Source organism: Rhizobium sp. BK176, assembly GCF_024808055.1.
In genome coordinates this window covers 90,910-111,323 of sequence record NZ_JANUBV010000001.1, presented here as the reverse complement: position 1 = coordinate 111,323, position 20,414 = coordinate 90,910, and the positions used below count along the sequence as shown (strand labels likewise).

Genomic DNA, 20,414 nt, shown 5'->3' with positions numbered 1-20,414 from the left:
TGGAGTAACTATCATCTACCCAAAGCGCCGCGGTTCGCTGGCGCAATGCGAACGGCGCGGATTCGATTCCTTACAGCGCCAGCGGCGACTTAGGCGATCCCTTTGGATTGCATTGGACAGAATAGATTACGGCGGCGACTGAAGCGAGGAGAAGCAGATTATGCGTCGGAGACAGCTCGGTGGTGCCGATAATCATGTTGATCGCCACATTGACCCCTACGACGGACAATCCGATGAGACCGAGAGGGCCGAGGATTCGGCCGCCCTTGGCAGGACACATCCGCGCGAGGCCTTTGCTTGGGATGATGCTGAGAAGTGAAGTCACGATAAATCCTCCAGTTGCATCATCAATTGTGCCGCCAGGATTACGACGGCGCAACCAAAGACCGAGAGATCAGCGACGCCTTCTGGGGGTGTCGTTGCGAGGTTCGTCGGGCATGTAGTCGATCGCGCGACTTCCCTGCATGGCCGCTTCCCAAACCTCGTTCAGCGTGTCCCTCCAGGCCGGCACCGGACCAAGGTCGATGAGCCGGCGATCAATATCGCCAAGCTTCCGCGTGGTCTCGGCAAGCAGCGCTAGAAGGTCGGCCTTGCACTTTTCAACGCTGTCATCGTCCTGAGTGGGTGCCGTGGCGACGACGGGTGCGGGTTCCGGTCGATCCGGGCGAACGGCTTCCTGAACCCTTGCCGCGAAACCGGCGGCCCTAGCGCCTCCCGCGTCATCGCCGCGAACGTTTACTCGTATCGTTTCCTTGACAACGGATTCCATGCCGAAGAACAGCGTTGTCTCCCAGGCCGCCATCTTGCGAACCGCCAACTTGATGGCCATGGCGCTGTCATTGCCGGCTTCGGCCATGAACGGCACGGCGGCGGTTACTCGATTGTGGCTTTGCAGGAGAAGGCCGAGGTAATCTTTCATCTGCTTGGAAAGCCGCGCGGCATCGATTTCCAGCTGGATGCCGGGAACGGCCTGCTCGATTGCGCGGGAATCTGGAATGACAACAGTCTCGGGAGAAGGTAGATCGGCCGCACGCGCCGCCGTCGCTACGACATGGACGACTTGGAGGAAGCGTCCGTCTTCGCTTCCGTGCTGATAAAGGTCCAGCTCTTTCTGGTGGTCGTGAAAGTTCTGGACATCCCGGGGAAGCCAAAGCGTATATCCGACGCCTCGATCTTTCCGCATGCGGACGATGGAGGCCACGCCTTCCGATACAACAAGCGCGGTTGTGTGACCGTAGCCGAATTCCATGAGATTTCTCCAGTTTCTGGAGGTCATCTTTTAACCTCGGGAGAGCAAAGGACAACAGGCCGTCGTCACTCTTCGAAGGGTGACATCCATCCCGACGCCTCCATGGCCGGTAATACCCATTATCGGCCAGCGGAATCGGATTCAGGGATTATCGGCAGCGAGTTCCGCCAGTTTGCTATCGATTACTGCGACGGTTTCCTCGTCGTAGTAATCGCGTGGATTTTTCCCATGCTGGAGTATTTGGTTGATGGGGTGCTCTTCGTCCATCACCGAAAGCGCCCACGTATGCCACTGGATACCGTCCCTCACCGACCAGAAACTCAGGTTCAAGTCGCCAACAACAGAGTAGTGCATTGGGTTGGTCATGCGTAGGCTTCTCGTCAGGTATTTGCTTAAACGGCGAATTGACTTGGTGTCACATCTTGAAGGAGGGAGCTGCGGGGCGGGCGGGTTCGTCTGGCAACTCATAGATTGTCCCGTCGCGAGCTGGGAGACCCAACTTTCCGTTGACAATGACGGGTGCGATCCAGTGCCAATGACGCTCCGTTCTACCAACCCCGTGCGCCACTCTCCGCCAGTGACCTCGTCTGTAGTGCGGTTCAACGTTTCTTGATGAAGACTCGTGGAGGGCGAGTTCGGCAGAAATATTGCGTCCGTAAAGACGCACAGACTTGAACCCTCGGCGTTGGAGCAAGTCCGCCATCTTCGTGTCGCCTCTGGCGATTTTTTCGACGTAGCCTCGGGGCGCTTCCGGTTCGAAACCGACCTCAACATCGGCCTTCGGAGTGCTGATATAAAGAAGTGAGTTCACGGCAATTCGAAGGGCGTTTGTCACGAGCTGGTCGTCATTGGCTATCTCTGATCTACCGTTAAGTCCATCGATGAGCTCAATGCTTTCGCTCACTGTGAATCCGGAAATGAGTGGGGCTCTCGCTATCCAGCTTTGCGCACCAACAAGTTCGGCGACGTTCGCTGCTGGCCCTGGATCGATGTAGTTGCAGCAGAAGACCAGTTCGCGCGTCGGCGTGCTACCGTCGATCTCTGAAGGCACAACATAGGCACCTTCGATGTAAAGCCCCGGGCGAGACGAAATGTTGAGATTGGCGCTCGCACCAAAATGGAGGTAAAACGCTGGAAAAGGGGAATCTATGTTGTCTACCTCGATATCGTCCACTTCGGTGTTGGAGAAGAATCTCGCGAGTTGAGATACATCGAATATGTTGTTTCCATTTTTGCCAAGTACGTCCGTGACGTGATTGAAATTCTCGACCGCCGTCTTGTTGAAGTTTCCCATACGCTTTTCGAGTTGAGAACGAAGGTAATTTTTCGTAGCTGCCTCTGACTGAAGGTTGGAGTAGGTTCGCAAACCATCTCTCATGATTTCTTGGCTCACACGACGCATGCGACCGTTAAGGCCTTCTACGAGCAACGGGTGCCTTGTGGGATGATAATAAGGAAGCTGCGGCATTGGTCTGTTCTCAAGGGGGAAAGGATAAGGATTAGGTAGCACGGCCGCCTGCATCACTCAAATTGACCTGTGCCTTGCTTAGATTGGGAAGCCACGCGAAGCCGATCGAGTGCCTTCTATTTGACGGAACGGCCGTGACCTAGCGCATAAGGCCTTGCGCCTTGGCCTGTGCGATCTTCCTCTCGGCAAGCCCAGCCAGCCTCGACTTGCGGTCAAGATCGGGCTTTTCTTCGCCGAAGAATTCGAGATATCGATCGGCCGGCATGTCCTTGCGGATTTTCGCGACATCCGTGATGTCCGTCGGAAGAATGGCCAGCTCCTCCACCAGTCGGAACGCCCTGCCCTTGAGATCGACCCGGCGCAATTCGCCGATCGCCATCGATCGTAGCGTGTCGGCAGACAACGTCGGACCCATGACGCTGTTGACGACGTGGGCCTCGTGGGGTGAAAGGCCGAGGTCGAACTCGAAGCCCATCCGTTTGGCGATCCACGACATCCCGACCTTGGACGTTTCCGACATCTGTCCCATCTCCCCGAAGATCGGAAATCCCAACCGAAGAAGGTCGATGAGCAGCTTTGGCGTCCTAGAGAATGCCTTGTGGAGCGACGGTCCCCACTGGTTGTCGCCGCGCTCGATGGATGCCAACGCCGCCGCCAGTTGGTGGTGAGGATTATCCGGATCGAGGCCTGCCAGAGGACGGGGCGTACGCATCTCCCGGTCGTATTCCAGCAGGAACAACAGATGGAAGAACGCAACGTCGCCCGTACCAGCCTCGACGATTTGGCTTCCTGACGGAACCATGTGGTCGCGTGGCACCCCGCTGATAAGGGCTTCGACATCGTTGGCGGAGATCGGCTTGCCGTATTCCGCTCCCAAACTGGATGCTAGGCGAGAGGCGAAGCCATTCGGAGCGATGATCGCCGGCTCGGGATCGCGGCCGTCTAGTGCATATCTATTCAGTTTGTTCAGAAGGGCATCAGGTTGCCAACCAAGGGCGGCGCAGATGATCTTGAGCACGCGCATGTGTTTCACGTCGCTGCCAAAGGCCGCGCGCACGGATTTCGCGAGAGACTTGACGGATTGTTGGTTTACGAAGAACGCAGGCATTCGAACCTCCAGAGAATGGTGGCGGACAAGACGTCTTCCGGTCTCCCCACTCCAGTGCCACCGATTGGTCGGTCGAATACTGAAATTCCCTATCGATCTTCAGCTTGCCTCGCGGCGGGGAGTGCTGGGCGATCGATTGCCCGTGCCAATTGGCATACCGGAGAGGAACTGGGCTGTCAACGCGGAGCAAAGTATAGGTGAGGCGCGGGCCTGGTCGGTCATTTCGGCTCGATCCCGCCGAGCGTCGGCCTGGTCACTTGCGATCACGGCGCAAAAATGAACCAGTTCACATCAGGGATTTGAGATGATGCAAAAGCTCAACACCGCGCTCGCGGCAACCAAGGCCGGCTACGACGATGGCAAGCCTTCGGCGCAGCCTAGCGGGATGAGGATGTAAGTCTTCGCTCGCGTTGCTGATGAACGCGTACGCATCGGAATGTAAATCAGTGGTTTCCAGATCGTCTTTCTCGTCGAATTCGGCACCAACGCTGGACCTTCAAGCTACCGTACGTTCCGATCCAGCTCCCGATAACGACGAAGGCAAGGTAGGCGTTGTTCTGCGTATATTGGACGACGGCGAACGCGGTGAAGACATAGATCGCCGCACCGACGGTAGCTGCGGCCGCATCTCTGCCTCGGCCGATTGCTTCGGTGTAGAGAGCATGGAGACCGTCCGAAACGATCACCGACGCCATGATGGCAAGCGCCGTCAGGGGCTTGATAGTGGCGAGAATTTCTAACACAGGCAGCGCCGCCATCAGTGTTCGCCGTACGCCGACTTGAGCCGCTGATCGTCGGTGTCGTTGAAGACGTACTCGAGCATGCCGGGACGATATAGGCCCTTGTCGACATGCATCAGGTTGAAGCTAAAGCGGTTGACCATGATCCGAGACAGCTCGTTGATCTTCTCCTCCGGCACCGTGACCATCGGCTTGTCGCAATCGAGTTGTCTCAGCGACCTGTCGATGAGATGGACGCCGATCCCCTTGCTTGAATACTCGGTCCGCACGCGCAGGCAGCGCAGTTTGGGCTTTTCTCCCCGTTTGACCAGCGCGACGCCGACGATCTGATCGTGTTCTTCGGCGAGGATGATCTCGCTGTCGCCAAGAACAGTCGATGGAACGACCTTGTTCCAGTACCAGTCGTTGAAGTCTGGATAAAACCGATCCAATCCCGAGGTCAGCTCGAAGGAGCGGTAGCAATCGGTCAGCTTCTTGGAAATGCGATACGTGATCATTGGTGCACCCGTTGAGGAACAGCGCGTGTCGCCGCGGCGGCTTTCAATCGAGTTCTTTAATTACCAAGCCAATAAATGTCAACCTGAAGGGCGGGCCGATATCCCTGGGGACGCGCCGGCGGTCGGAACAATTGTAGACCTCGGACATTGAACTCATGTCAGTTAATTCTGACGAGAAACAGAAAGCAGGAGAAGAGAAAAATGAAAACTCTAGCTATTTCCGTGCTCGCACTTTCCCTCTCGGCGGCGACGGTGTTCGCTCAATCCGAGGCCGCTCCAGGCGCGGATGCAACCCTCTCAGGTCCTGGTGTAACCGCTGGCGCTGCGCCCGTGATGCCGGTGAGATACGTGAGCATCCAGAGCGGCGATCTTCTTTCTTCGCGGCTCATCGGAACCGACATCTATAACGCCCAAAACGAAGAGATCGGCGAGATTTCCGATATCGCGATCGCCGACGGCAAGGCGGTCGTCGGGATCGTGGCGAGCGTCGGTGGTTTCCTCGGAGTGGGAACGAGCTACGTCGTTCTCGATCCTTCGTCGGTCTCGCTGTCCAACGCCGACGGTACTTGGAAGGCGCATGTGGACACCACCAAGGAGGACCTGAGCAACGCGCCCAAGCTCGACTACGACAAACTGTCCAAGTAGGCCATTGCGGTTGTGAATTATTTCAACTCAGGGAGACCGCGTGATTAGCGCGGCCTCCCGAACCTTCGTTCAGTGTGCGCCTACGGCAATCTTGGTGTCATCGGCCATCGGCTCAGCGCCGTGCAGGGATTGAGCGTTCGACTTGGAACGTCCGCCGGTCCTCGCCTTGCGCAGTTCGCTGCGATAGCTCTTGGACAGCTCCCAGCGGACGTTTTCCGCGCCCTTGCCGTTCTGTCGCTCGTCGGCGATTCGCATTGCCTGGCCGCGATCCTTGATGTAGTGAAGCGCCGCGGCAACCCGTGAAGTATGGAGGGATTTCATCTCCGCGCTGTCGTCCGGCAGAGGGTAGAGAGCCCTATAGTCCTTTGCCACGGTCGCGGCGTTGACCGGTTCGTTCTTGCTCTCGAGTATCTTGAGGATGGTGTCGTTGCGCTTCGACTTTCTGAAGTAGTCGGAAATCGCCTGGCTCGCCGGGTCCCGTTCCGCCTTGGCACCAAGCGCGGCGTCAACGGCGGCGATCTGTTCCTTTACGGTGAGCTTCTTGTCGAGGATAGTCTTCTTTGCCTTGGTTGCGGCTTTAGGCTTGGCAGAGGCTTTCTGTTCCGCTTCGGCGGCCGGCTGCGCGACGGCGACTTCCGCCACGGACGACGCCAGTTGCAGTGGGCGTCTGCCAATCACTAACATCGGGGCGGCATCGGCATTGGAGCGAACATCCAAAGCCACATGCTCGGGGTTGAACATGAGCATAACGTTGTCGGTGGACTCGATCTGGGTCGCGTTCATGTCTAGTTCGGCCTGAAGCGCCTGCATCCGCTGAATCATGTCGGTCCGATTGACCAGAAGAGCGTCCCGGGTGCTGCGCAGTTGCTGGGTGAGTTTTGGATTGCTGTCCGGCATTTCGTGTACCTCGCTTGTCCCAGGACTTCCTGATCTCCTGGGTTTTTCCTTCAGGGTCTGCGCTTACGGCAGAATTTTCTGGGTCAACACGACGCGATCGGCATTAGTGGTCTCCGAAGCTAAACCAATGCAGAACTCGAAGATGAATTTGGATCGCTTACGCACGCTACAACTGTCTTTCCTGTCGCCCTGCAGCTATCTCCTACAGGCATGGTTAACAGCTCGTAAAAATTGTGGACAAAATATGATGGATGTATCGGGGGAAACATGAACTCACCTGACCTATTTAGACGGGAGTTCATGTTTTTATGGCGAAATATTGCGGCGGCCGAGATCAGAAAAGCTGGGCGGAGAAGAGAATTCGAAATGCGTGGCCGATAAGGCCCGTTGTCGGCCGGCGGACGCTGAGGATGTCCGCTATGTCTCGTATATAATACGGAAAAGGCTAGAACGTCTTATATACAAGACGTAATAATGTGATCGCTTGCGTCATGCTCAGTTATGTATTATAAACGAGACACAAGGCAGCGTTACGTATCGGATAAAAGACATGGACGGTGACAACGGTGTAAAAACCACGAAGGGCGGCATCGTCCATCCGAAGGTCGATCGGGCGATTGCCAAGATCGGCGCTGACATTTCCCATGCGCGTCGGGTGCGAAGGATTGCCGCCGAGGACTTCGCAAAGCGCATCGGCATCTCCCGCGCCACCTTACACCGTCTGGAGACCGGCGATCCGGGAATCTCCTTAAATACATTGGCTATGGCTCTTCACGCGATCGGCCGGCTGGACGCATTGGCGAACATCGCAGACGCGGCGAATGACCATATCACGATGATGCAGATGCGGGAGCAGGCACCGAGGCGCATCAGCAAGCCGCGCGTAGCGATGCCAGTCCACCAAGTCGAGGAGGATGCTGAGGAAGTCGCTCCGACACCGCGTCCCGAAACCAAGTTCAAGGGGTTCTGATGGCCAAGAAGCAGATTTTCGTACGCATTGGCCGCGCCGCGACCCCGGTCGGGGAGATGATCGTCAGCACCGATGGCGCACGGGAAACATCGGTCTTCCAGTACGACCGGAGTTGGCTCGAACATCCGCAGGCATTCGCCCTGTCGCCTGGGATGCGCCTCGACCAGAGCCCGTACTATTTCAACAAGGAGGACGGCTCCTCCCTGCCGCCGCCCATCTCCGACGGCACTCCGGACTCATGGGGCCGTGCCATCATCAAGGCGCACCTGGGAGGGCGTTCGTGTACCGATCTGGACTTCCTGCTCCAGTCGTCCGACGACCTTCGTTCCGGTGCCCTTCGCTACTATGAGAGCCGAGATGAGGCAGCTCCTCCGGTCGCGCCGCCGATCCTGAAGCCCGGGCTGCACTCCGTTCCAAGGCTGATCGACCTCGACGCGCTCATCATCGAGGCCAGGGCCTTCGAACTCGATCCGGCGCGCTACAGGGAAAAGCGGGCCAACATGCTCGGCGGCGATCTTCTCAAAGGGGCAGTCGGCTCCCTCGGCGGTGCGCGTCCCAAGATCAACGCGATCGACGAGGACGGTTCGCTGTGGATCGTCAAGTTGGCGAAGTTCGACGACCAGTATTCCGTGGCACATGCCGAGGTGCTTGCGCTGACGCTTGCACGGGCTGTGGGCATCGAGACCGCGGAAGCCAAGGTCATTCCGAGTTCGCAGAAATACCCGATCGCCATCGTCAGGCGCTTCGACCGAGCGGAGGAAGGCATCCGCATTCCGTTCATCTCTGCGCAGACCTTCATGAATCTTCCGGGTGCGGAACCCGGAAACTATGCCGACATCGCCTTCCAGATGATGGAATGGTCGGCAGATGCCACGAGCGACACGCAGGAGCTTTTCAGGCGCTTGGCCTTCAACATCCTGATCCAGAATACCGACGACCATCTCCGCAACCTGGGCTTCCTCTATGGCGGCGGGGGGCGGTGGAGGCTGTCGCCAGCATTCGACGTCAACCCCGTCCCAGAACGCGGCACTACCCTCAAGACCGCAATCTCTGAAATCCACGGTACCGAACTCGACATCGACCAGTTGATCGATGCAGCACCGTATTTCGGGATCGTAAAGGACGAGGCCATGGGGGTTATCTCGGAGATGGCGGCTACCATCAAGGACAGTTGGCGACAGATCGCGGGACGCTTACAGATGCCTGGGAAGGACATCCGCTTCGTCGCTCCGGCATTCGAAAACCCGCAGATGGATCGCGCCATAGCGCTCAAGACGCCTAACGTTGCCAAGCTCCATGGCTTGACGACCGGGTGAAGACGCTGACGATGCCCGAGAGCGTCTGTTTGGCAATCGCTCAGTCGTATTGGCCGCTTATGATTGAGGCTGTCAGGCCGCCAGAAGTCCCTTGTCGATGAAGAGCGCCTTGAGTTCTCCGGCTTGGAACATCTCGCGGATGATGTCGCAGCCGCCGATGAACTCTGCCTTGACGTACAGCTGCGGGATCGTCGGCCAGTTCGAATATTCCTTGATGCCTTGGCGGACATCGGGATCGGAAAGAACGTCGACGCTCTTATATACGACGCCGAGATACGACAGTACCTGAACAACCTGGGCGGAGAAGCCGCACTGCGGAAAATCAGGTTCGCCCTTCATGTAAAGGATGACGTCATTCGACTTCACGTCGGCGTCGATCACAGTTTGGATGTCTGACATTGGCATTTCTCCTCAGGATTATTAGGAAAGATGATGACCGACCGCTCCGATTGACGCAATCGTCGAATTATGTGTCGACCTCGGCGCGCCGTCGCGATCTTGCGTACAAGACGGTTGGAGACGACAGATTACGGCGCAAGATCAGTAGAACAGAACCTGCTCTCCGCCTTCAGTATCCAGAACCGAGAAACCCAGTTCCAGTCGCGTGTAGCGGCCGTTGTCGTGCTTCTTGAGGTTTTCGTACTTCTCCTGGGATAGGCCGAAAGCGTTTTTCACAACCAGTTTGCCATACTCGTCGATGAAAATGATGTAGTAGGTTCGCTCCTCGAAGTCAGGCAGCCAGATTTCCACGAACTGCACGTCGTTCTCGTCTTCTTTGCGCTCGAAGTCCAGCATTGCGATTGCGGCGACCGCGGCTTCTTGGTAGTAGCTGCTACGGCACGTCAGCTGCTGTTCCGGGCCACCGTTGATTTTCACCGCGAACGTTTCAGACATTTGTGCTTTCCATTTCAAGGTTTGCTCACATCCAATGGTTCGCCGAAAAACGGGCGTCGTCAACAATATGGGTTCTACGCGTCATAGCCGTCGACGCACTCTGATTTGAGGATCGGAGACTTCTTTTTTTGTTGACGGAAGGGACCACGTCTGCGCACTGTTTCTTCGCGGGCCGCCAGCAGCCTTCGGGAGTCCTCGCCCTCACGGGCATCCTAAACCTGGTATTGAATTCAACGATGTCGTCATGAACCCCTTGGGCCATGCCGGATGACGAGGACAGCCGGAAGGGCCAGTGAGGGATATCCATGACCTTCGAATTCGATCACGAGCGCATGCGTCAGCTTGCCAAGGCTTTGAGCGCGCGCACAAACCGGGAAATCAAGCTCGGCGACATCTACAACGACATCGCTTCCGTCTTCGGGATGAAGGGCGATGCGATGATGCACGCGCTCAAGAGTATGCCTGGGCTGTCGGCCGCCGAAGCCCAGATCACACCTGTCAGCAGCCTTGCCGACCTTTCCGCTTTCTCGGGCGCGATGCTTTGCAAGGCCGAAGCTCGCAAGCGCTGGTACTGTGGTGTATGCGTCGTCTATCTCGCAAGTCTGGAGGGCGTCGAGGCGCGGTCAGACGTGGAGGGGGCCGAAAAGCACCGTAGCGCGTTCATCAGAGCCATCGCCCCCGGTCCGCGCAGCGAGGTCGTCATTTCCGACCTCGGAGACGGGTTCTTCGCTCTCGGTCTGCCATGCGTGGACAGCTTCAGTCAGGTCGAGAACCACATCAACAGACGGATGGCTCACTGGGAAGCGCAACTGCTCGAGAATGGCGAGGAACCGGACGACTTCGAACTCTCGGCCTTCGCGTACGTGTTTGACGAGACGTCGATCAAAGCCGAGCGCATCGACAAGGCCATCGCCGACGGCAAGCCAAAGGCGGTCAACATCGCCAAGGCGCGTCGGGAGTTGGATGCGTTTCCGCGGCTTCGGTTTGATTCCTTCACGACGGCCGAAAACTACAGGCCGTAGGCGGCCGACGTTGCCGCCGCCCGTGGTCTCCTTGCCTCCCGCTCCCTGACGAGTTCGACCATTACGGGATCGATCGTCAGTGGACGGTAGAAGCCCGGTGTCTCTCGCCTCCCGATTTCCGCGTCGATGTTTTCGGCTTCGATGAAGCCGAGCTCCGCGTCTTCCAGGCGCTTGTCGCTGACGTCGAGCAGAAAATTGTTCGAGATCGCGGCGTTGAGGTCGTCACATCCTGCGCCACTGACAATCGATCCGTCTGCCCGTGTCGGAAACGAGTAGGCGACATCGTTGAAGCTCGGGAAGAAACAGGCGGGCTGCGATCCGAACGAAACCGTTGTCAGTCCGAGGCCCAGTTCCCTGGCGAGGAGCAGTCCACGGTCGTAGTCGTCCGAGTGGAACTTGAGGGCGCGTCGCGCCGCCATCTCGGGTAGCATCGCTGCCCTTGCGTCGATGTCGGCCCTGCCCTCCATGCCGGGAACCGGCTGGCGGAGCTTGCGGGATTGCCAGGATTTCCATGCGTCGTCGCTGGTCGAGCCATCCGTCCCCATAAAACCGTGAGGAACCGCCCTCAGGTCGGAAACCTTTTCGGCGAGATCGATGAGGCCAGCTCCAATGCCGCAACCACGAAGACTCTCGTCGAGATGGCGTGTCCCCTGAATGGTCAACTCGTCAAGGACGAAGGTAGCAAGCGGGTTGTTGATTCCGCCGAAATAGGTCCCGACCACCCGCCGTTCGTCGCCACTCCAAAGGCGGACGTCAAATTGTCCTCGGTCATAGCGTGCAGTCGCCTTGAGACCGGCGAGTTCGGTCGTGATCGTTGCGGACCGTTTGGCCTTCGCCACGTCGTACTCGACCCACTGAGCATCGGTTTTTTCGACTATGGCTTCCAGCTCGTCGATCGACCTGGAGAACCAGTAGAACGTAACTCCGGGGTTCCTCGTCCAAAGCTGCCAGCCGTCGTCGACCGCTTCTATGAAGTGCCGTCGGCTGCCCGAAGCGGACGCCGCCATCCATTTGTTGTTGCGGACTTCCCAGCGGGAAAGGATATCGGTCATTGATTGTCACCTGGTCGATGGCGCTATTTATAGGCCACTGGATGGCAACCGGCAAACACCGAGCCAAGGAGACACGGCGGCTCTGGAAAGGGTAACAGGAAGTCGATCGTCAGACTAAGCTTGGCGCTCCCAGCGGATAACGGTCGCCTCGGTGTCGGTGGACACGCATGGATGCATGGATTTCAGCATTTCGACCATGTTCTTCGGGTCGGCATAACCGTTCTGGCGCAGCTCCTCCGTCGTCAGTGACGAGATCGGCTTGCGGTCGATAGCCAGTACGTTGACGTTGGCCGTGGGCCAGAAGCCAGATACTGACCGAACGTGAAGGGGACCGAGCTGGATGCTGCAATACCCAAGACGAATGACGATCGTCTTTGTGCCGGCCTCTACGGATTCCAGCTGGTTGTCTGCGATCGCGATGCTCTGCATGAACTCTCCGAGGCCTGCGACGGGTTCTTTACACACATCGGGCCGTTGAAATAAGTGCCTACTAATTAACGTTTGGACCAGCCGGACTCAACCGAGCTGCGATCAGGGCTGATATGCGCCGCACGCAAGGCGCGATCCGGCCACACCCGACACGTCAGCCAAGAAGACGTGCTGCGATCACCGCGCCGCAGAAGCCGTAGGCGGCGAGGATCGACAGGGCGACCATCAGCGAGCCGAGGTCCTTGGCGTTCTTCACGGCGACCGAATATTCCGGCGAAACGAGGTCGGCGATCTCCTCGACGGCCGTGTTCATCGCCTCGGCAGCGAAGATACCAAGAAGAAGGGCGAAGCCGAGGAAGAAGTCCGTCAGTCCGACGCGAACGGCGATCATGGCGCTGACCAGCGCGCAGGCCACGAAAGCCTCGTGCCTGAACGCGGTCTCGCTGGAAAGGCGGCGAAGCCCCTGAAAGGAGTAGCGGGCCGCTCCGACGAGGTGCGCAATTCCAGTTCGTTTGGGTTTTGTGTTCTTTGTCATGAACTGAAGTCTTCTGCGGTTTTCGTCTCGCGTCAACATGTCGTCTACAGGCAACCGCCGGTCAAACCTAGTTTGCTGTGGTTCACCAAATCCGAAAATTAACCTATGGGCATGAGTGATGCCGCAGACCAAGTTTTATCGCTTCGCCCCAGAGCAGAATTTGTTGACAGGAAGATTTGGGGTCTATATTTAATCCAAGAACTCAACGGGCGTAAGCGGACACCAATTCTCCGACGCCCAGACGCGAGATTGAAAGACGCCATGACGGAAACCTTCAGCGAAATCTCCGACAGGTACAGCACGGCGGAAGTCGCCCTTAGCCTCGCTGCTCAACGCCTTCAGTCCGACAAGGATCGGCGCAAGGCATCGCTGATCGCCAGGTTTGTGGATTTCGTGTCCGAGACGGATGCGGAAGAGAACGAACGCAAGGCGCGCGAGGAATTCGAGAGCGTCAAGGCCGACACTGAGCGTCAGGTCGCCGAGAGGCTGCATGACCTCGCGATGTCCGAGATCGCGGAAGATGCCGACGTCGCTTCACGACGCTCCATCCAGGACGCGGAACGCGGCCGGTCACTCAAGGTCCTTCAGGACGTGGAGCAGGTTCTCGCCGTCGCCCGTGTCGCAAGCACGAAGATCGAAGAAGCGACAGATGCATGCAAATCGGCCTCCTCCATGGAAATGATGGATGCCTTCACCAGCAACAAGGCGATCTCGGCCATGTCGCATATGAAGACATCGAACGCGAAGTCCAAGCTCACCGAGGCAAAAGCCGCGATCGAGGCGCTTTGCGAGGCCATGCCGGACAGAGGGCAGAAACTCGACGCGGAAGAACCAGACGATTTCCTCGACCTCGTGCTTGATTTCGCGGACTTCCCCATCGACTTCATGTCTTGGATCAACAAGGGCAAGCTCGACACCGCCGCAAAGCAGTGCGCCGAGGCTCAGGAACGGGTCGCGGAGGTCATCGCCGACCTGAGCGCCGTCGAGGAGAAGCGTCGGCTGGCATACGAACACGAAGCGGCGCTGTTGGCGGAAATCGATCGGCCGTATCTGATTGCGGCGCTGGAATTCATTCCGACCGCGCTCCGTTTCGCTATTCCAGAGCATCTCGCAGACGTTCCTGTCGCACCGCGCGGGATCGCGTCGCCGACTGTCTGAAAACGGCCCGTGATCGTGGCCAACAGCAAGGAAGAATGATGTCTGAAATTACCCTCAAGGTTTCGAGCAGCGAAGTTATCCGGAAGCTTGGCGAAGCAGCTAAGGAATTCCAAGCGGCAGTCGGAGACGATGGCCTCGTCAACATGGATCAGGTGGCCGACGTCTTCTCCGAGAGCGACCTCGATTACAATTTCGTGGTGGACCTGATGGAGGAAATCCTCCTGATCGCCGGAGCGGTCGAAAAGGTCGGCAACGAGGTGCGGATCAACAACGAGCGCCTCGAAGCTTTCCTGTCCACGCTAAAGGGGGCGTGACCGTGGACGAAGCTGCTTTGAACGAGAAAAGAATGACGCTTCTTTTGGCCGCCGAGATATTTCGTGATGCGGCGGACGACAACGACGTGGTCGATACCGATCGTGTGATTGCCGTCTTCGCGCAGAAAGACATCGACATGGGCTTCGTGGTCGATCTCGTGCAAGAGGGCGTCGTCGCAAGGACGAAGGACGACTTGCGCATAAAGCGCGAGCAGATCGATGCCCTAATCGCCTCGATCCAAGTCGCCGAATAGGCACGGACAAACAGCAGAAAGGCACCACCCCCATGGCTAAAGACCAGTGGAACACCGGCGTTGAATATCTCGACAACGCTTTTAACGAAATCGATGCCGCCTTGTTTTCGGGCGACGGATTTGAAGACGAACATCGGGTCGCCGTTCTCGAGCGATACGTCGAGCGATGGTCGAGAAAGGTCGTTGAGATCAAGAAGGAACTCGCCGAAGACGCAGCGGCAGATACCGAAGACGATGGAGACGGCGACGAATGACGCAGTAGTTGTCGCGGCTATTGCCACTTTCACCGCGGGTCTATTGCTGCTTTCACCGCATTTTTATTGACACTTTGCCCAAGTTTCGATGGGCGTGCCGCGCGGGTGCAACAGGCATTCCGTGCCGCGCCTGGCGACCATTTCGCTGGACATCCACTTAACACCTGGCCCACCATCTACTTAACGTTTCGCCCACCACCTACTTAGCGTTTCGCCCACCATCTATTTAACGTTTCGCCCCAACATGGAGCCGTCATGCACGACCACTGGAAATCCGTCATCAGCTCGCGGACATCGTCGAAAGAGGTGGTGGATGCAACGGTCGGAAACATCGGCAAGATCAGAGAACTGGAAGACGAACACGATTTCCAAGGACAGATTGAAGACTGCGTCGCGTCCCTGACGGGATGGTTCTCACGGGCTGTCCGCTCGCGGGCTTCCATCTGGGGCAATCCTTTCCGACACTGCAATAACATCCTGGATTTGATCGCGACGGTCTCGAAAGAAAAGAGGCTGCGTCCGATGTCTTTCGTCCCGTCGTTTGTCGAGGAAGATGAAGAGGCTATTTACGAAATTGCGGGCGTCGGAAAAATCTTTCGTCTCGCGACCCCTGAGGCCATCGCCAGGGAGATCGCCTACAGAAAGGTCTCGTTTGCGAGCGAAATTCGCTCGGCTGTGAAGTTCTCGTCAAAAGGGCCTTCCGAATACTGGACGGCAAGGTCGGCTGATGGAGAACTGATCGCCGTCGGGCAGACGGTTGCGGGCATCGTTTGGGGAGCCATGTTTACCGCGCCCGGGAACCGCCCCGCCGCCGAAGACCTCGTGACCGCCTACGTCGTGGACAACCAGCTCCCCATGATTACGGCGACCGCCGTTTCGGGGCTGGTTTTGGCGGCCGACGGGGCTTTCCACAGGCTGACTGAAATTCCTGCGGGCACGACGATCAATGGCGACGTGGACCTGCTCGGAAAATACGCGGACCTGACGAACTGGCCGGACGGTGTCACGGTCGCCGGGTATCTCAACATTCACGGCGGACGCACCGGGGTGCGCGTCAGCCCGCCTCGGCTTCATGTCAAAGGCGATCTCGTGTGGGTCGACGAGGCGCTGGAAGCCATCGGAGACGGATTGGTCGTCGACGGGAACGTCAGTTTCCATTGCGGTCGCCTGACCAAGGTCGGTCTAGGGTGCAGCTTCGGCGGAGACCTCTGGGTCGCGAACGAGGCGATCATCGAAGAGACATTCACCGTGGCGGGGAAGGTCTTCACGGGCGACGTAAAGTCCCGCCGCCAACGCGACTATCCACGCCGATCACTGATCAAGCGCCTCCTGCGCGTGAAGTGACGTCTTAAATTCTGATTTAATCTTTCCCGATCGGCGGTCGCCATGCCGCCGCCAAGACATCATCTGGAGTGCCCGTGTCTGCCATCTTCAAAATCTCGATCCTCAGCCGCTACGCGTTCTTCGCGGCCTGTGTCATCGCCGCCGTGGGGTCGGCTTTCTTCATCGGAGACGCGGTCGGGATCGTCGTGTTCATCGTGTCGGCGCTCCTTTCCGCCATCGGTGTCTTCGACCTCTTCCAAAGCAAGCATTCGATCACCCGCAACTACCCGGTTCTCGGCCACGCCCGCTTCATGATCGAGGCGGTCCGCCCTGAACTTCGCCAGTACCTGTTCGAAACCGATTTCGAGCAGCTGCCGTTCTCGAGGACCCAGCGCGCGCTCGTCTATGCCCGCGCCAAGAACGAGCCCGACCAGCGCCCGTTCGGCACGATCCTCGACACCTATCTCAGCGGATACGAGTTCATGGGCCATTCGGCCCGACCGGTTCCGGTCCCGGACCCGTCTTCTTTTCGCATCACCATCGGCAACGACCAGTGTCGGCAGCCGTACTCAGGGTCGGTCTTCAACATCTCGGCGATGAGCTTCGGCGCTTTGAGCGCAAACGCCGTCAGGGCCTTGAACAAGGGTGCCAAGATCGGCGGCTTCGCGCAGGACACGGGCGAAGGCAGCATCAGCCCATATCACCGCGAACACGGCGGCGACCTGATCTGGCAGATCGCCAGCGGTTACTTCGGCTGTCGCAACCGTGACGGCACCTTTTCGCCAGAGAAATTCGCCAGGCAGGCTGCCGACCCGCAGGTGAAGATGATCGAGTTGAAGCTAAGCCAAGGAGCCAAGCCTGGCCATGGCGGCGTTCTGCCGGGCAAAAAGGTGACCAAGGAGATCGCCGATACCCGCGACATCCCTGTCGGTATTGAATGCGTCTCTCCGTCGTCTCACAGCAGCTTCTCGACACCGCTCGAAATGGTGCAGTTCCTCAAGACGCTGCGCGAGCTGTCGGGCGGAAAACCCGTCGGCTTCAAGCTGGCGATCGGCCAGCCATGGGAGTTCATGGCCATCGTCAAGGCGATGCTGGAAACGGGGATCATACCTGACTCCGTGGTCGTGGACGGCTCGGAAGGCGGCACGGGCGCGGCACCGGTGGAGTTCGCCGATCACGTCGGGGTTCCGATGCGCGACGCCCTCTTGCTCGTTCACAACACGCTCGTCGGGGCAGGCCTCAGGGAGCGCATCCGCATCGGTGTCGCCGGCAAGATCGTGTCTGCCTTCGACGTCGTCTGCGCGCTTGCCATCGGCGCTGACTGGGTCAACTCGGCCCGCGGCTTCATGTTCGCGCTCGGATGCATCCAGTCGCAGAGCTGCCACACCAACAAGTGTCCGACGGGGATCGCCACGCAGGACCCGCTTCGGCAGAAGGCGATCGTCGTTCCGACCAAAGGCGAACGTGTCGCCAGCTTCCATGGCAACACGATGCATGCCCTGGCCGACCTGATTGCCGCGTCTGGCATCTCCCATCCGTCGGAAATCAGGCCGCATCACCTAGCGAGGCGAACTGGCGGCGGGAATTTCAAGCTGTTCTCGCAGTTGCTGACCTACGTCGACAACGGCGCGCTCCTGAACGGAGCCGTCGAGGACGAACTGTATGCATCGTCTTGGCGGATGGCACAGGCGGCAAGCTTCGATGCCGTTCATTAGGCGCGAACTGGATGACGGATCGCCTGTAGGGCACCGATTTCGATCAATCGTGGAGCAATCCACACAATGCCAGAGTGGCGAGGAAACCAGAATGTATGGCACGGTGACAACGGTAGGCGTAAACGGCAACCATTCGGTCTATTCCGACAAGCGCGATGCGGAGCAGACGGTTGGGAAGCTGCGGATGTTCGCCGAGATGGGAGAAAATTTCGACCTTCGGGAATTTCCGGAAGGCGGATGGCACATCGAAATATCCTATCGCGGCCGGAGCGAAGGATTCCACTGACCGCGAAGCCTTGTTTTTTCGGGATCGGAGTCTTCCTTTTAAATGTGCGACGTGAAATAAGGTCAGCGATTAACGGAGACCATCGCACGCATGTCCGACATCGACCTTTCCGCCGTTTCGACCGAAGACCTGCTCAAGGCGCTGAGCGCCAGGCTTGCCGACGTCGACCTCAAGAAGCTGGATGGATATGACCGCTGGCAAGCGCCGGAGCAGATCGACGTCGTCCACGCAGTTCTGAAACTGCTGGCCAAGCCGAGAATTCCGAACGACGGCGGCTGGCCTGTCGTTCCCGTCGAACGTGTCCACGAGATGGCCTATATCGTCGGCCTGCTGCGGCAGTCGGCCATGGAACCCGATCCCGACGGCTCCCACGTCATCCGTATCCATTACGAGAACCGGAGGGACGGCTATCTCGCTGCGCAGCCTTTGCTCGTTCCGCACAAGCTGCTGACCCTCGACGACATCAAGATCGCCCAGCGCGCGCTCGGAATGCTCGGCAACTCCGTGAACAGGATTTCCGATGAAATCACCACGGCGTTGGGCTATTACGTCGCGGACCTCGAGTTGACCGACGACGGTCACCGCGAATTGGCCATGAGGGAAGAGCAGGCGGAGGGTTAGTACGATGGCGTCGGATTCGAACCGCTGGAGCATGTCAGGAGAAGAGATCGCGGCGCACCTCGCCTACCTGGCCCGCATCGGGATTTCAGACGGCGACGTCAGGGCGGCCGGGACCATGATGACGGGCATGATGGGAGACGGTAATTTCCCGATCTTCTCCCAGATCGTCCCTCTCCTGCCCGTGGGCCTCGCGATCAGCATGGTGGCTGGCGAGCGGCGCGGGATGGAAATCCGTCCGCACATGTACGTCGCCAATGCCGCTTGCCTCATTGAACTTGCCAGGTTTTACGATCTGGCGGCGGTCGTCATGAATATGCGGGCCGCACATGGCGAAGCCGATGCCTCGAGAGGCGCGGAGGCCATGCGCGAACACGCGCGTTACCTTGTTGAACTCGGTCAACGGCTTAACATTGCCGAGGATGAGACCTAAGGAGTGTCTGACCTGGAGATCGATGTAGCGTTTCCAATACGAGTGCACGGCATCATGTCGGGTCGGAGGTCGGAGCGCGCACTGTGCGGCAACCATGTGCATTCCCACCGCTTGACCGTCGTCAGCCCTGAAGAGACGTCCATCGTGTTGGAGGCGTCGACAGCACGTGAATCGAGCTACGCCGAAGGTCGCCTACGCGCTCGCGCAGGCGTGTTCGGCAAGGTGCGGGCGAAGCGCTTCGAACTACGGAGATGGCGAGGAAAGCTGTACTCGCGCTTTTGCGCGGTCGGTGATCTGGAAACACACTGCACAACCCCGCCCAGCGATACCCATAATATGTTCGAGACGGGAATCGGCTACGACACTATCTCGATGTCGGGCCATCCGACCTCGCCAGCTCGCCTCTACAAGTTCATGGAGGACTTCTTGTGGCGATGCGTGTATCAACATGGATGGATGAGGAGAGGAGACTGCCGGGACGAGCGAATATGGGTCGGCGGCTGTGTACACGATGCACCGCCATTTCGGGAGTGGCAAGGAGACCTCAAGTCTTGTGACATGACCGAACTCGAGGAACTCGATCGTCACTACCGGGCCATCTGCGAAAGGCTGTTGGTCATTGGTGACCATGTCTGGATCGAGGTCAAAAAACCTTGCATCGCGGTCATGCATTACGCGGAGGTCGAATCGACGGACTATCTCCGACGACCCAAGGCGTATGTCTTTCATGCCCTCCTACCCGACCTGGAAACCAATGACTCGATGCGGAGATGGTTCCCCATTGATCAAGGGGAACAGGCCTTGGAACATGCGCGTAGATATTGCGAAAGCGGAGACGAAGTCGTCGATCTCAGGCTTCCCATTGAATGCGATACGTCAGAGTTCGGCTTCGACTCGGACGGAGAGCGGCTTTGGAACGTTGCATATACCCTTGCGCTTCACTGCAAGGAAAGTGCTCGAATGATACCGCGGAAGTTCTCAGACGATGAACATGAATTGATCGCGGATGCGTACGCCGAGGCGATAAAGACAAACTCCGTATTGGGCGAACGAGGAAGTCCTGAATTCCACATCAGGAAGCTGATGGAGCTGAGCGAGCGAACCAAATATCGCGGATCGCGGATGACGCTAGGCCTCCCGTGGGAAGATTGGAAGCGTAGTCGGCTGCACGGTGAAATCCTCGATCTGCTGGACAACCGGGAAATCGACATCTATCGGCTTGGATAACACGTGGCAT

Annotated in this window: 27 protein-coding genes; 14 read left to right on the top strand and 13 right to left on the bottom strand. The window is 58.2% G+C overall.

The genetic code is table 11. The annotated features are described in order from the left end of the window. Nucleotides 1–70: 70 nt before the first annotated feature. The 7 genes from FHT76_RS00700 to FHT76_RS00670 form a co-directional block, all read right to left on the bottom strand. On the bottom strand, nucleotides 71–325 hold the full coding sequence (locus FHT76_RS00700; RefSeq protein ID WP_259183605.1) for a hypothetical protein: 255 nt from the start codon (nucleotides 323–325) through the stop codon (nucleotides 71–73). 69 nt (nucleotides 326–394) lie between these two features. Further along, nucleotides 395–1,249 carry a hypothetical protein gene (locus tag FHT76_RS00695; protein WP_259183604.1) on the bottom strand — a complete coding sequence of 285 codons (855 nt, stop codon included), beginning with the start codon at nucleotides 1,247–1,249 and terminating at the stop codon, nucleotides 395–397. 141 nt (nucleotides 1,250–1,390) lie between these two features. Next, nucleotides 1,391–1,615, bottom strand: coding sequence for a hypothetical protein (locus tag FHT76_RS00690; RefSeq protein ID WP_259183603.1), 225 nt, complete (start codon nucleotides 1,613–1,615; stop codon nucleotides 1,391–1,393). Nucleotides 1,616–1,664: 49 nt separating this feature from the next. Further along, nucleotides 1,665–2,717: a hypothetical protein gene (locus FHT76_RS00685; RefSeq protein WP_259183602.1), complete on the bottom strand. Its 1,053-nt coding sequence runs from the start codon at nucleotides 2,715–2,717 to the stop codon at nucleotides 1,665–1,667. A 139-nt stretch (nucleotides 2,718–2,856) separates the two neighbouring features. Continuing rightward, nucleotides 2,857–3,825, bottom strand: coding sequence for a hypothetical protein (locus FHT76_RS00680; protein WP_259183601.1), 969 nt, complete (start codon nucleotides 3,823–3,825; stop codon nucleotides 2,857–2,859). 443 nt (nucleotides 3,826–4,268) lie between these two features. Beyond that, entirely contained in the window at nucleotides 4,269–4,583 is a 315-nt protein-coding gene (locus tag FHT76_RS00675) for a hypothetical protein (RefSeq protein WP_259183600.1), read from the bottom strand. Continuing rightward, entirely contained in the window at nucleotides 4,583–5,062 is a 480-nt protein-coding gene (locus tag FHT76_RS00670) for a GNAT family N-acetyltransferase (RefSeq protein ID WP_259183599.1), read from the bottom strand. Before FHT76_RS00670 ends, FHT76_RS00675 begins: the two co-directional genes overlap by 1 nt. A gap of 201 nt (nucleotides 5,063–5,263) precedes the next feature. Between FHT76_RS00670 and FHT76_RS00665 the strand changes: the two genes are divergently transcribed. After that, nucleotides 5,264–5,707, top strand: coding sequence for a PRC-barrel domain-containing protein (locus FHT76_RS00665; RefSeq protein WP_259183598.1), 444 nt, complete (start codon nucleotides 5,264–5,266; stop codon nucleotides 5,705–5,707). Between the two features lie 69 nt (nucleotides 5,708–5,776). Here FHT76_RS00665 and FHT76_RS00660 read toward each other — a convergent pair whose 3' ends face one another. Then, the gene (locus tag FHT76_RS00660; RefSeq protein ID WP_259183597.1) at nucleotides 5,777–6,604 is read right to left on the bottom strand and encodes a hypothetical protein; all 828 of its coding nucleotides are present in this window, start codon (nucleotides 6,602–6,604) and stop codon (nucleotides 5,777–5,779) included. A gap of 550 nt (nucleotides 6,605–7,154) precedes the next feature. On the opposite strand from FHT76_RS00660, the gene FHT76_RS00655 reads away from it, so the two are divergent. Together FHT76_RS00655 and FHT76_RS00650 are read left to right on the top strand one after the other, a co-directional pair. After that, the gene (locus tag FHT76_RS00655; protein WP_259183596.1) at nucleotides 7,155–7,574 is read left to right on the top strand and encodes a helix-turn-helix domain-containing protein; all 420 of its coding nucleotides are present in this window, start codon (nucleotides 7,155–7,157) and stop codon (nucleotides 7,572–7,574) included. Next, entirely contained in the window at nucleotides 7,574–8,890 is a 1,317-nt protein-coding gene (locus tag FHT76_RS00650; RefSeq protein WP_259183595.1) for a type II toxin-antitoxin system HipA family toxin, read from the top strand. The genes FHT76_RS00655 and FHT76_RS00650 overlap by 1 nt, the downstream gene beginning before the upstream one ends. A gap of 72 nt (nucleotides 8,891–8,962) precedes the next feature. Here the strand turns inward: FHT76_RS00650 and grxD are convergent, their stop codons facing one another. Further along, nucleotides 8,963–9,289: a Grx4 family monothiol glutaredoxin gene (grxD, locus tag FHT76_RS00645; RefSeq protein WP_259183594.1), complete on the bottom strand. Its 327-nt coding sequence runs from the start codon at nucleotides 9,287–9,289 to the stop codon at nucleotides 8,963–8,965. Between the two features lie 141 nt (nucleotides 9,290–9,430). Continuing rightward, a complete protein-coding gene (locus tag FHT76_RS00640; protein WP_259183593.1) occupies nucleotides 9,431–9,784 on the bottom strand; it encodes a hypothetical protein in 354 nt (117 codons plus the stop codon). 305 nt (nucleotides 9,785–10,089) lie between these two features. Here FHT76_RS00640 and FHT76_RS00635 point away from each other — a divergent pair, with 305 nt between their 5' ends. After that, nucleotides 10,090–10,806: a hypothetical protein gene (locus FHT76_RS00635; protein ID WP_259183590.1), complete on the top strand. Its 717-nt coding sequence runs from the start codon at nucleotides 10,090–10,092 to the stop codon at nucleotides 10,804–10,806. Here FHT76_RS00635 and FHT76_RS00630 read toward each other — a convergent pair. The 3 genes from FHT76_RS00630 to FHT76_RS00620 form a co-directional block, all read right to left on the bottom strand. Further along, on the bottom strand, nucleotides 10,794–11,858 hold the full coding sequence (locus FHT76_RS00630; protein WP_259183589.1) for a hypothetical protein: 1,065 nt from the start codon (nucleotides 11,856–11,858) through the stop codon (nucleotides 10,794–10,796). The genes FHT76_RS00635 and FHT76_RS00630 overlap by 13 nt on opposite strands. 114 nt (nucleotides 11,859–11,972) lie before the next feature. Further along, nucleotides 11,973–12,287 (bottom strand): hypothetical protein, encoded by a 315-nt coding sequence (locus FHT76_RS00625; protein ID WP_259183588.1) that lies wholly within the window; start codon nucleotides 12,285–12,287, stop codon nucleotides 11,973–11,975. 154 nt (nucleotides 12,288–12,441) lie between these two features. Then, complete coding sequence (locus FHT76_RS00620; RefSeq protein WP_259183587.1) at nucleotides 12,442–12,822, bottom strand: diacylglycerol kinase; 381 nt, start codon at nucleotides 12,820–12,822, stop codon at nucleotides 12,442–12,444. A gap of 261 nt (nucleotides 12,823–13,083) precedes the next feature. Here FHT76_RS00620 and FHT76_RS00615 point away from each other — a divergent pair, with 261 nt between their 5' ends. The 10 genes from FHT76_RS00615 to FHT76_RS00570 all read left to right on the top strand — a co-directional run bounded on the left by FHT76_RS00615 (nucleotide 13,084) and on the right by FHT76_RS00570 (nucleotide 20,404). After that, nucleotides 13,084–13,980, top strand: coding sequence for a hypothetical protein (locus tag FHT76_RS00615; protein ID WP_259183584.1), 897 nt, complete (start codon nucleotides 13,084–13,086; stop codon nucleotides 13,978–13,980). Nucleotides 13,981–14,015: 35 nt separating this feature from the next. Continuing rightward, complete coding sequence (locus FHT76_RS00610) at nucleotides 14,016–14,294, top strand: hypothetical protein (RefSeq protein ID WP_259183583.1); 279 nt, start codon at nucleotides 14,016–14,018, stop codon at nucleotides 14,292–14,294. A 32-nt stretch (nucleotides 14,295–14,326) separates the two neighbouring features. Next, nucleotides 14,327–14,548: a hypothetical protein gene (locus FHT76_RS00605; RefSeq protein ID WP_259183582.1), complete on the top strand. Its 222-nt coding sequence runs from the start codon at nucleotides 14,327–14,329 to the stop codon at nucleotides 14,546–14,548. 32 nt (nucleotides 14,549–14,580) lie between these two features. Further along, entirely contained in the window at nucleotides 14,581–14,802 is a 222-nt protein-coding gene (locus FHT76_RS00600) for a hypothetical protein (RefSeq protein WP_259183580.1), read from the top strand. A gap of 255 nt (nucleotides 14,803–15,057) precedes the next feature. After that, complete coding sequence (locus FHT76_RS00595) at nucleotides 15,058–16,146, top strand: hypothetical protein (RefSeq protein ID WP_259183577.1); 1,089 nt, start codon at nucleotides 15,058–15,060, stop codon at nucleotides 16,144–16,146. Nucleotides 16,147–16,220: 74 nt separating this feature from the next. Beyond that, nucleotides 16,221–17,840 (top strand): FMN-binding glutamate synthase family protein, encoded by a 1,620-nt coding sequence (locus tag FHT76_RS00590; protein WP_259183576.1) that lies wholly within the window; start codon nucleotides 16,221–16,223, stop codon nucleotides 17,838–17,840. A gap of 91 nt (nucleotides 17,841–17,931) precedes the next feature. Continuing rightward, entirely contained in the window at nucleotides 17,932–18,126 is a 195-nt protein-coding gene (locus tag FHT76_RS00585) for a hypothetical protein (protein WP_259183574.1), read from the top strand. A gap of 90 nt (nucleotides 18,127–18,216) precedes the next feature. Then, complete coding sequence (locus FHT76_RS00580) at nucleotides 18,217–18,747, top strand: hypothetical protein (protein WP_259183573.1); 531 nt, start codon at nucleotides 18,217–18,219, stop codon at nucleotides 18,745–18,747. A 4-nt stretch (nucleotides 18,748–18,751) separates the two neighbouring features. Continuing rightward, nucleotides 18,752–19,177: a hypothetical protein gene (locus FHT76_RS00575; protein WP_259183572.1), complete on the top strand. Its 426-nt coding sequence runs from the start codon at nucleotides 18,752–18,754 to the stop codon at nucleotides 19,175–19,177. 210 nt (nucleotides 19,178–19,387) lie between these two features. After that, entirely contained in the window at nucleotides 19,388–20,404 is a 1,017-nt protein-coding gene (locus tag FHT76_RS00570; protein WP_259183571.1) for a hypothetical protein, read from the top strand. The last annotated feature ends 10 nt before the right edge of the window (nucleotides 20,405–20,414 follow it).

Coding starts and splice junctions, on each gene's coding strand:
- FHT76_RS00695 (WP_259183604.1), bottom strand. CDS start 1,249: ATGGAATTCGGCTACGGTCACACAACCGCGCTTGTTGTATCGGAAGGC.
- FHT76_RS00690 (WP_259183603.1), bottom strand. CDS start 1,615: ATGACCAACCCAATGCACTACTCTGTTGTTGGCGACTTGAACCTGAGT.
- FHT76_RS00685 (WP_259183602.1), bottom strand. CDS start 2,717: ATGCCGCAGCTTCCTTATTATCATCCCACAAGGCACCCGTTGCTCGTA.
- FHT76_RS00680 (WP_259183601.1), bottom strand. CDS start 3,825: ATGCCTGCGTTCTTCGTAAACCAACAATCCGTCAAGTCTCTCGCGAAA.
- FHT76_RS00675 (WP_259183600.1), bottom strand. CDS start 4,583: ATGGCGGCGCTGCCTGTGTTAGAAATTCTCGCCACTATCAAGCCCCTG.
- FHT76_RS00670 (WP_259183599.1), bottom strand. CDS start 5,062: ATGATCACGTATCGCATTTCCAAGAAGCTGACCGATTGCTACCGCTCC.
- FHT76_RS00665 (WP_259183598.1), top strand. CDS start 5,264: ATGAAAACTCTAGCTATTTCCGTGCTCGCACTTTCCCTCTCGGCGGCG.
- FHT76_RS00660 (WP_259183597.1), bottom strand. CDS start 6,604: ATGCCGGACAGCAATCCAAAACTCACCCAGCAACTGCGCAGCACCCGG.
- FHT76_RS00655 (WP_259183596.1), top strand. CDS start 7,155: ATGGACGGTGACAACGGTGTAAAAACCACGAAGGGCGGCATCGTCCAT.
- FHT76_RS00650 (WP_259183595.1), top strand. CDS start 7,574: ATGGCCAAGAAGCAGATTTTCGTACGCATTGGCCGCGCCGCGACCCCG.
- grxD (WP_259183594.1), bottom strand. CDS start 9,289: ATGTCAGACATCCAAACTGTGATCGACGCCGACGTGAAGTCGAATGAC.
- FHT76_RS00640 (WP_259183593.1), bottom strand. CDS start 9,784: ATGTCTGAAACGTTCGCGGTGAAAATCAACGGTGGCCCGGAACAGCAG.
- FHT76_RS00635 (WP_259183590.1), top strand. CDS start 10,090: ATGACCTTCGAATTCGATCACGAGCGCATGCGTCAGCTTGCCAAGGCT.
- FHT76_RS00630 (WP_259183589.1), bottom strand. CDS start 11,858: ATGACCGATATCCTTTCCCGCTGGGAAGTCCGCAACAACAAATGGATG.
- FHT76_RS00625 (WP_259183588.1), bottom strand. CDS start 12,287: ATGCAGAGCATCGCGATCGCAGACAACCAGCTGGAATCCGTAGAGGCC.
- FHT76_RS00620 (WP_259183587.1), bottom strand. CDS start 12,822: ATGACAAAGAACACAAAACCCAAACGAACTGGAATTGCGCACCTCGTC.
- FHT76_RS00615 (WP_259183584.1), top strand. CDS start 13,084: ATGACGGAAACCTTCAGCGAAATCTCCGACAGGTACAGCACGGCGGAA.
- FHT76_RS00610 (WP_259183583.1), top strand. CDS start 14,016: ATGATGTCTGAAATTACCCTCAAGGTTTCGAGCAGCGAAGTTATCCGG.
- FHT76_RS00605 (WP_259183582.1), top strand. CDS start 14,327: ATGACGCTTCTTTTGGCCGCCGAGATATTTCGTGATGCGGCGGACGAC.
- FHT76_RS00600 (WP_259183580.1), top strand. CDS start 14,581: ATGGCTAAAGACCAGTGGAACACCGGCGTTGAATATCTCGACAACGCT.
- FHT76_RS00595 (WP_259183577.1), top strand. CDS start 15,058: ATGCACGACCACTGGAAATCCGTCATCAGCTCGCGGACATCGTCGAAA.
- FHT76_RS00585 (WP_259183574.1), top strand. CDS start 17,932: ATGTATGGCACGGTGACAACGGTAGGCGTAAACGGCAACCATTCGGTC.
- FHT76_RS00580 (WP_259183573.1), top strand. CDS start 18,217: ATGTCCGACATCGACCTTTCCGCCGTTTCGACCGAAGACCTGCTCAAG.
- FHT76_RS00575 (WP_259183572.1), top strand. CDS start 18,752: ATGGCGTCGGATTCGAACCGCTGGAGCATGTCAGGAGAAGAGATCGCG.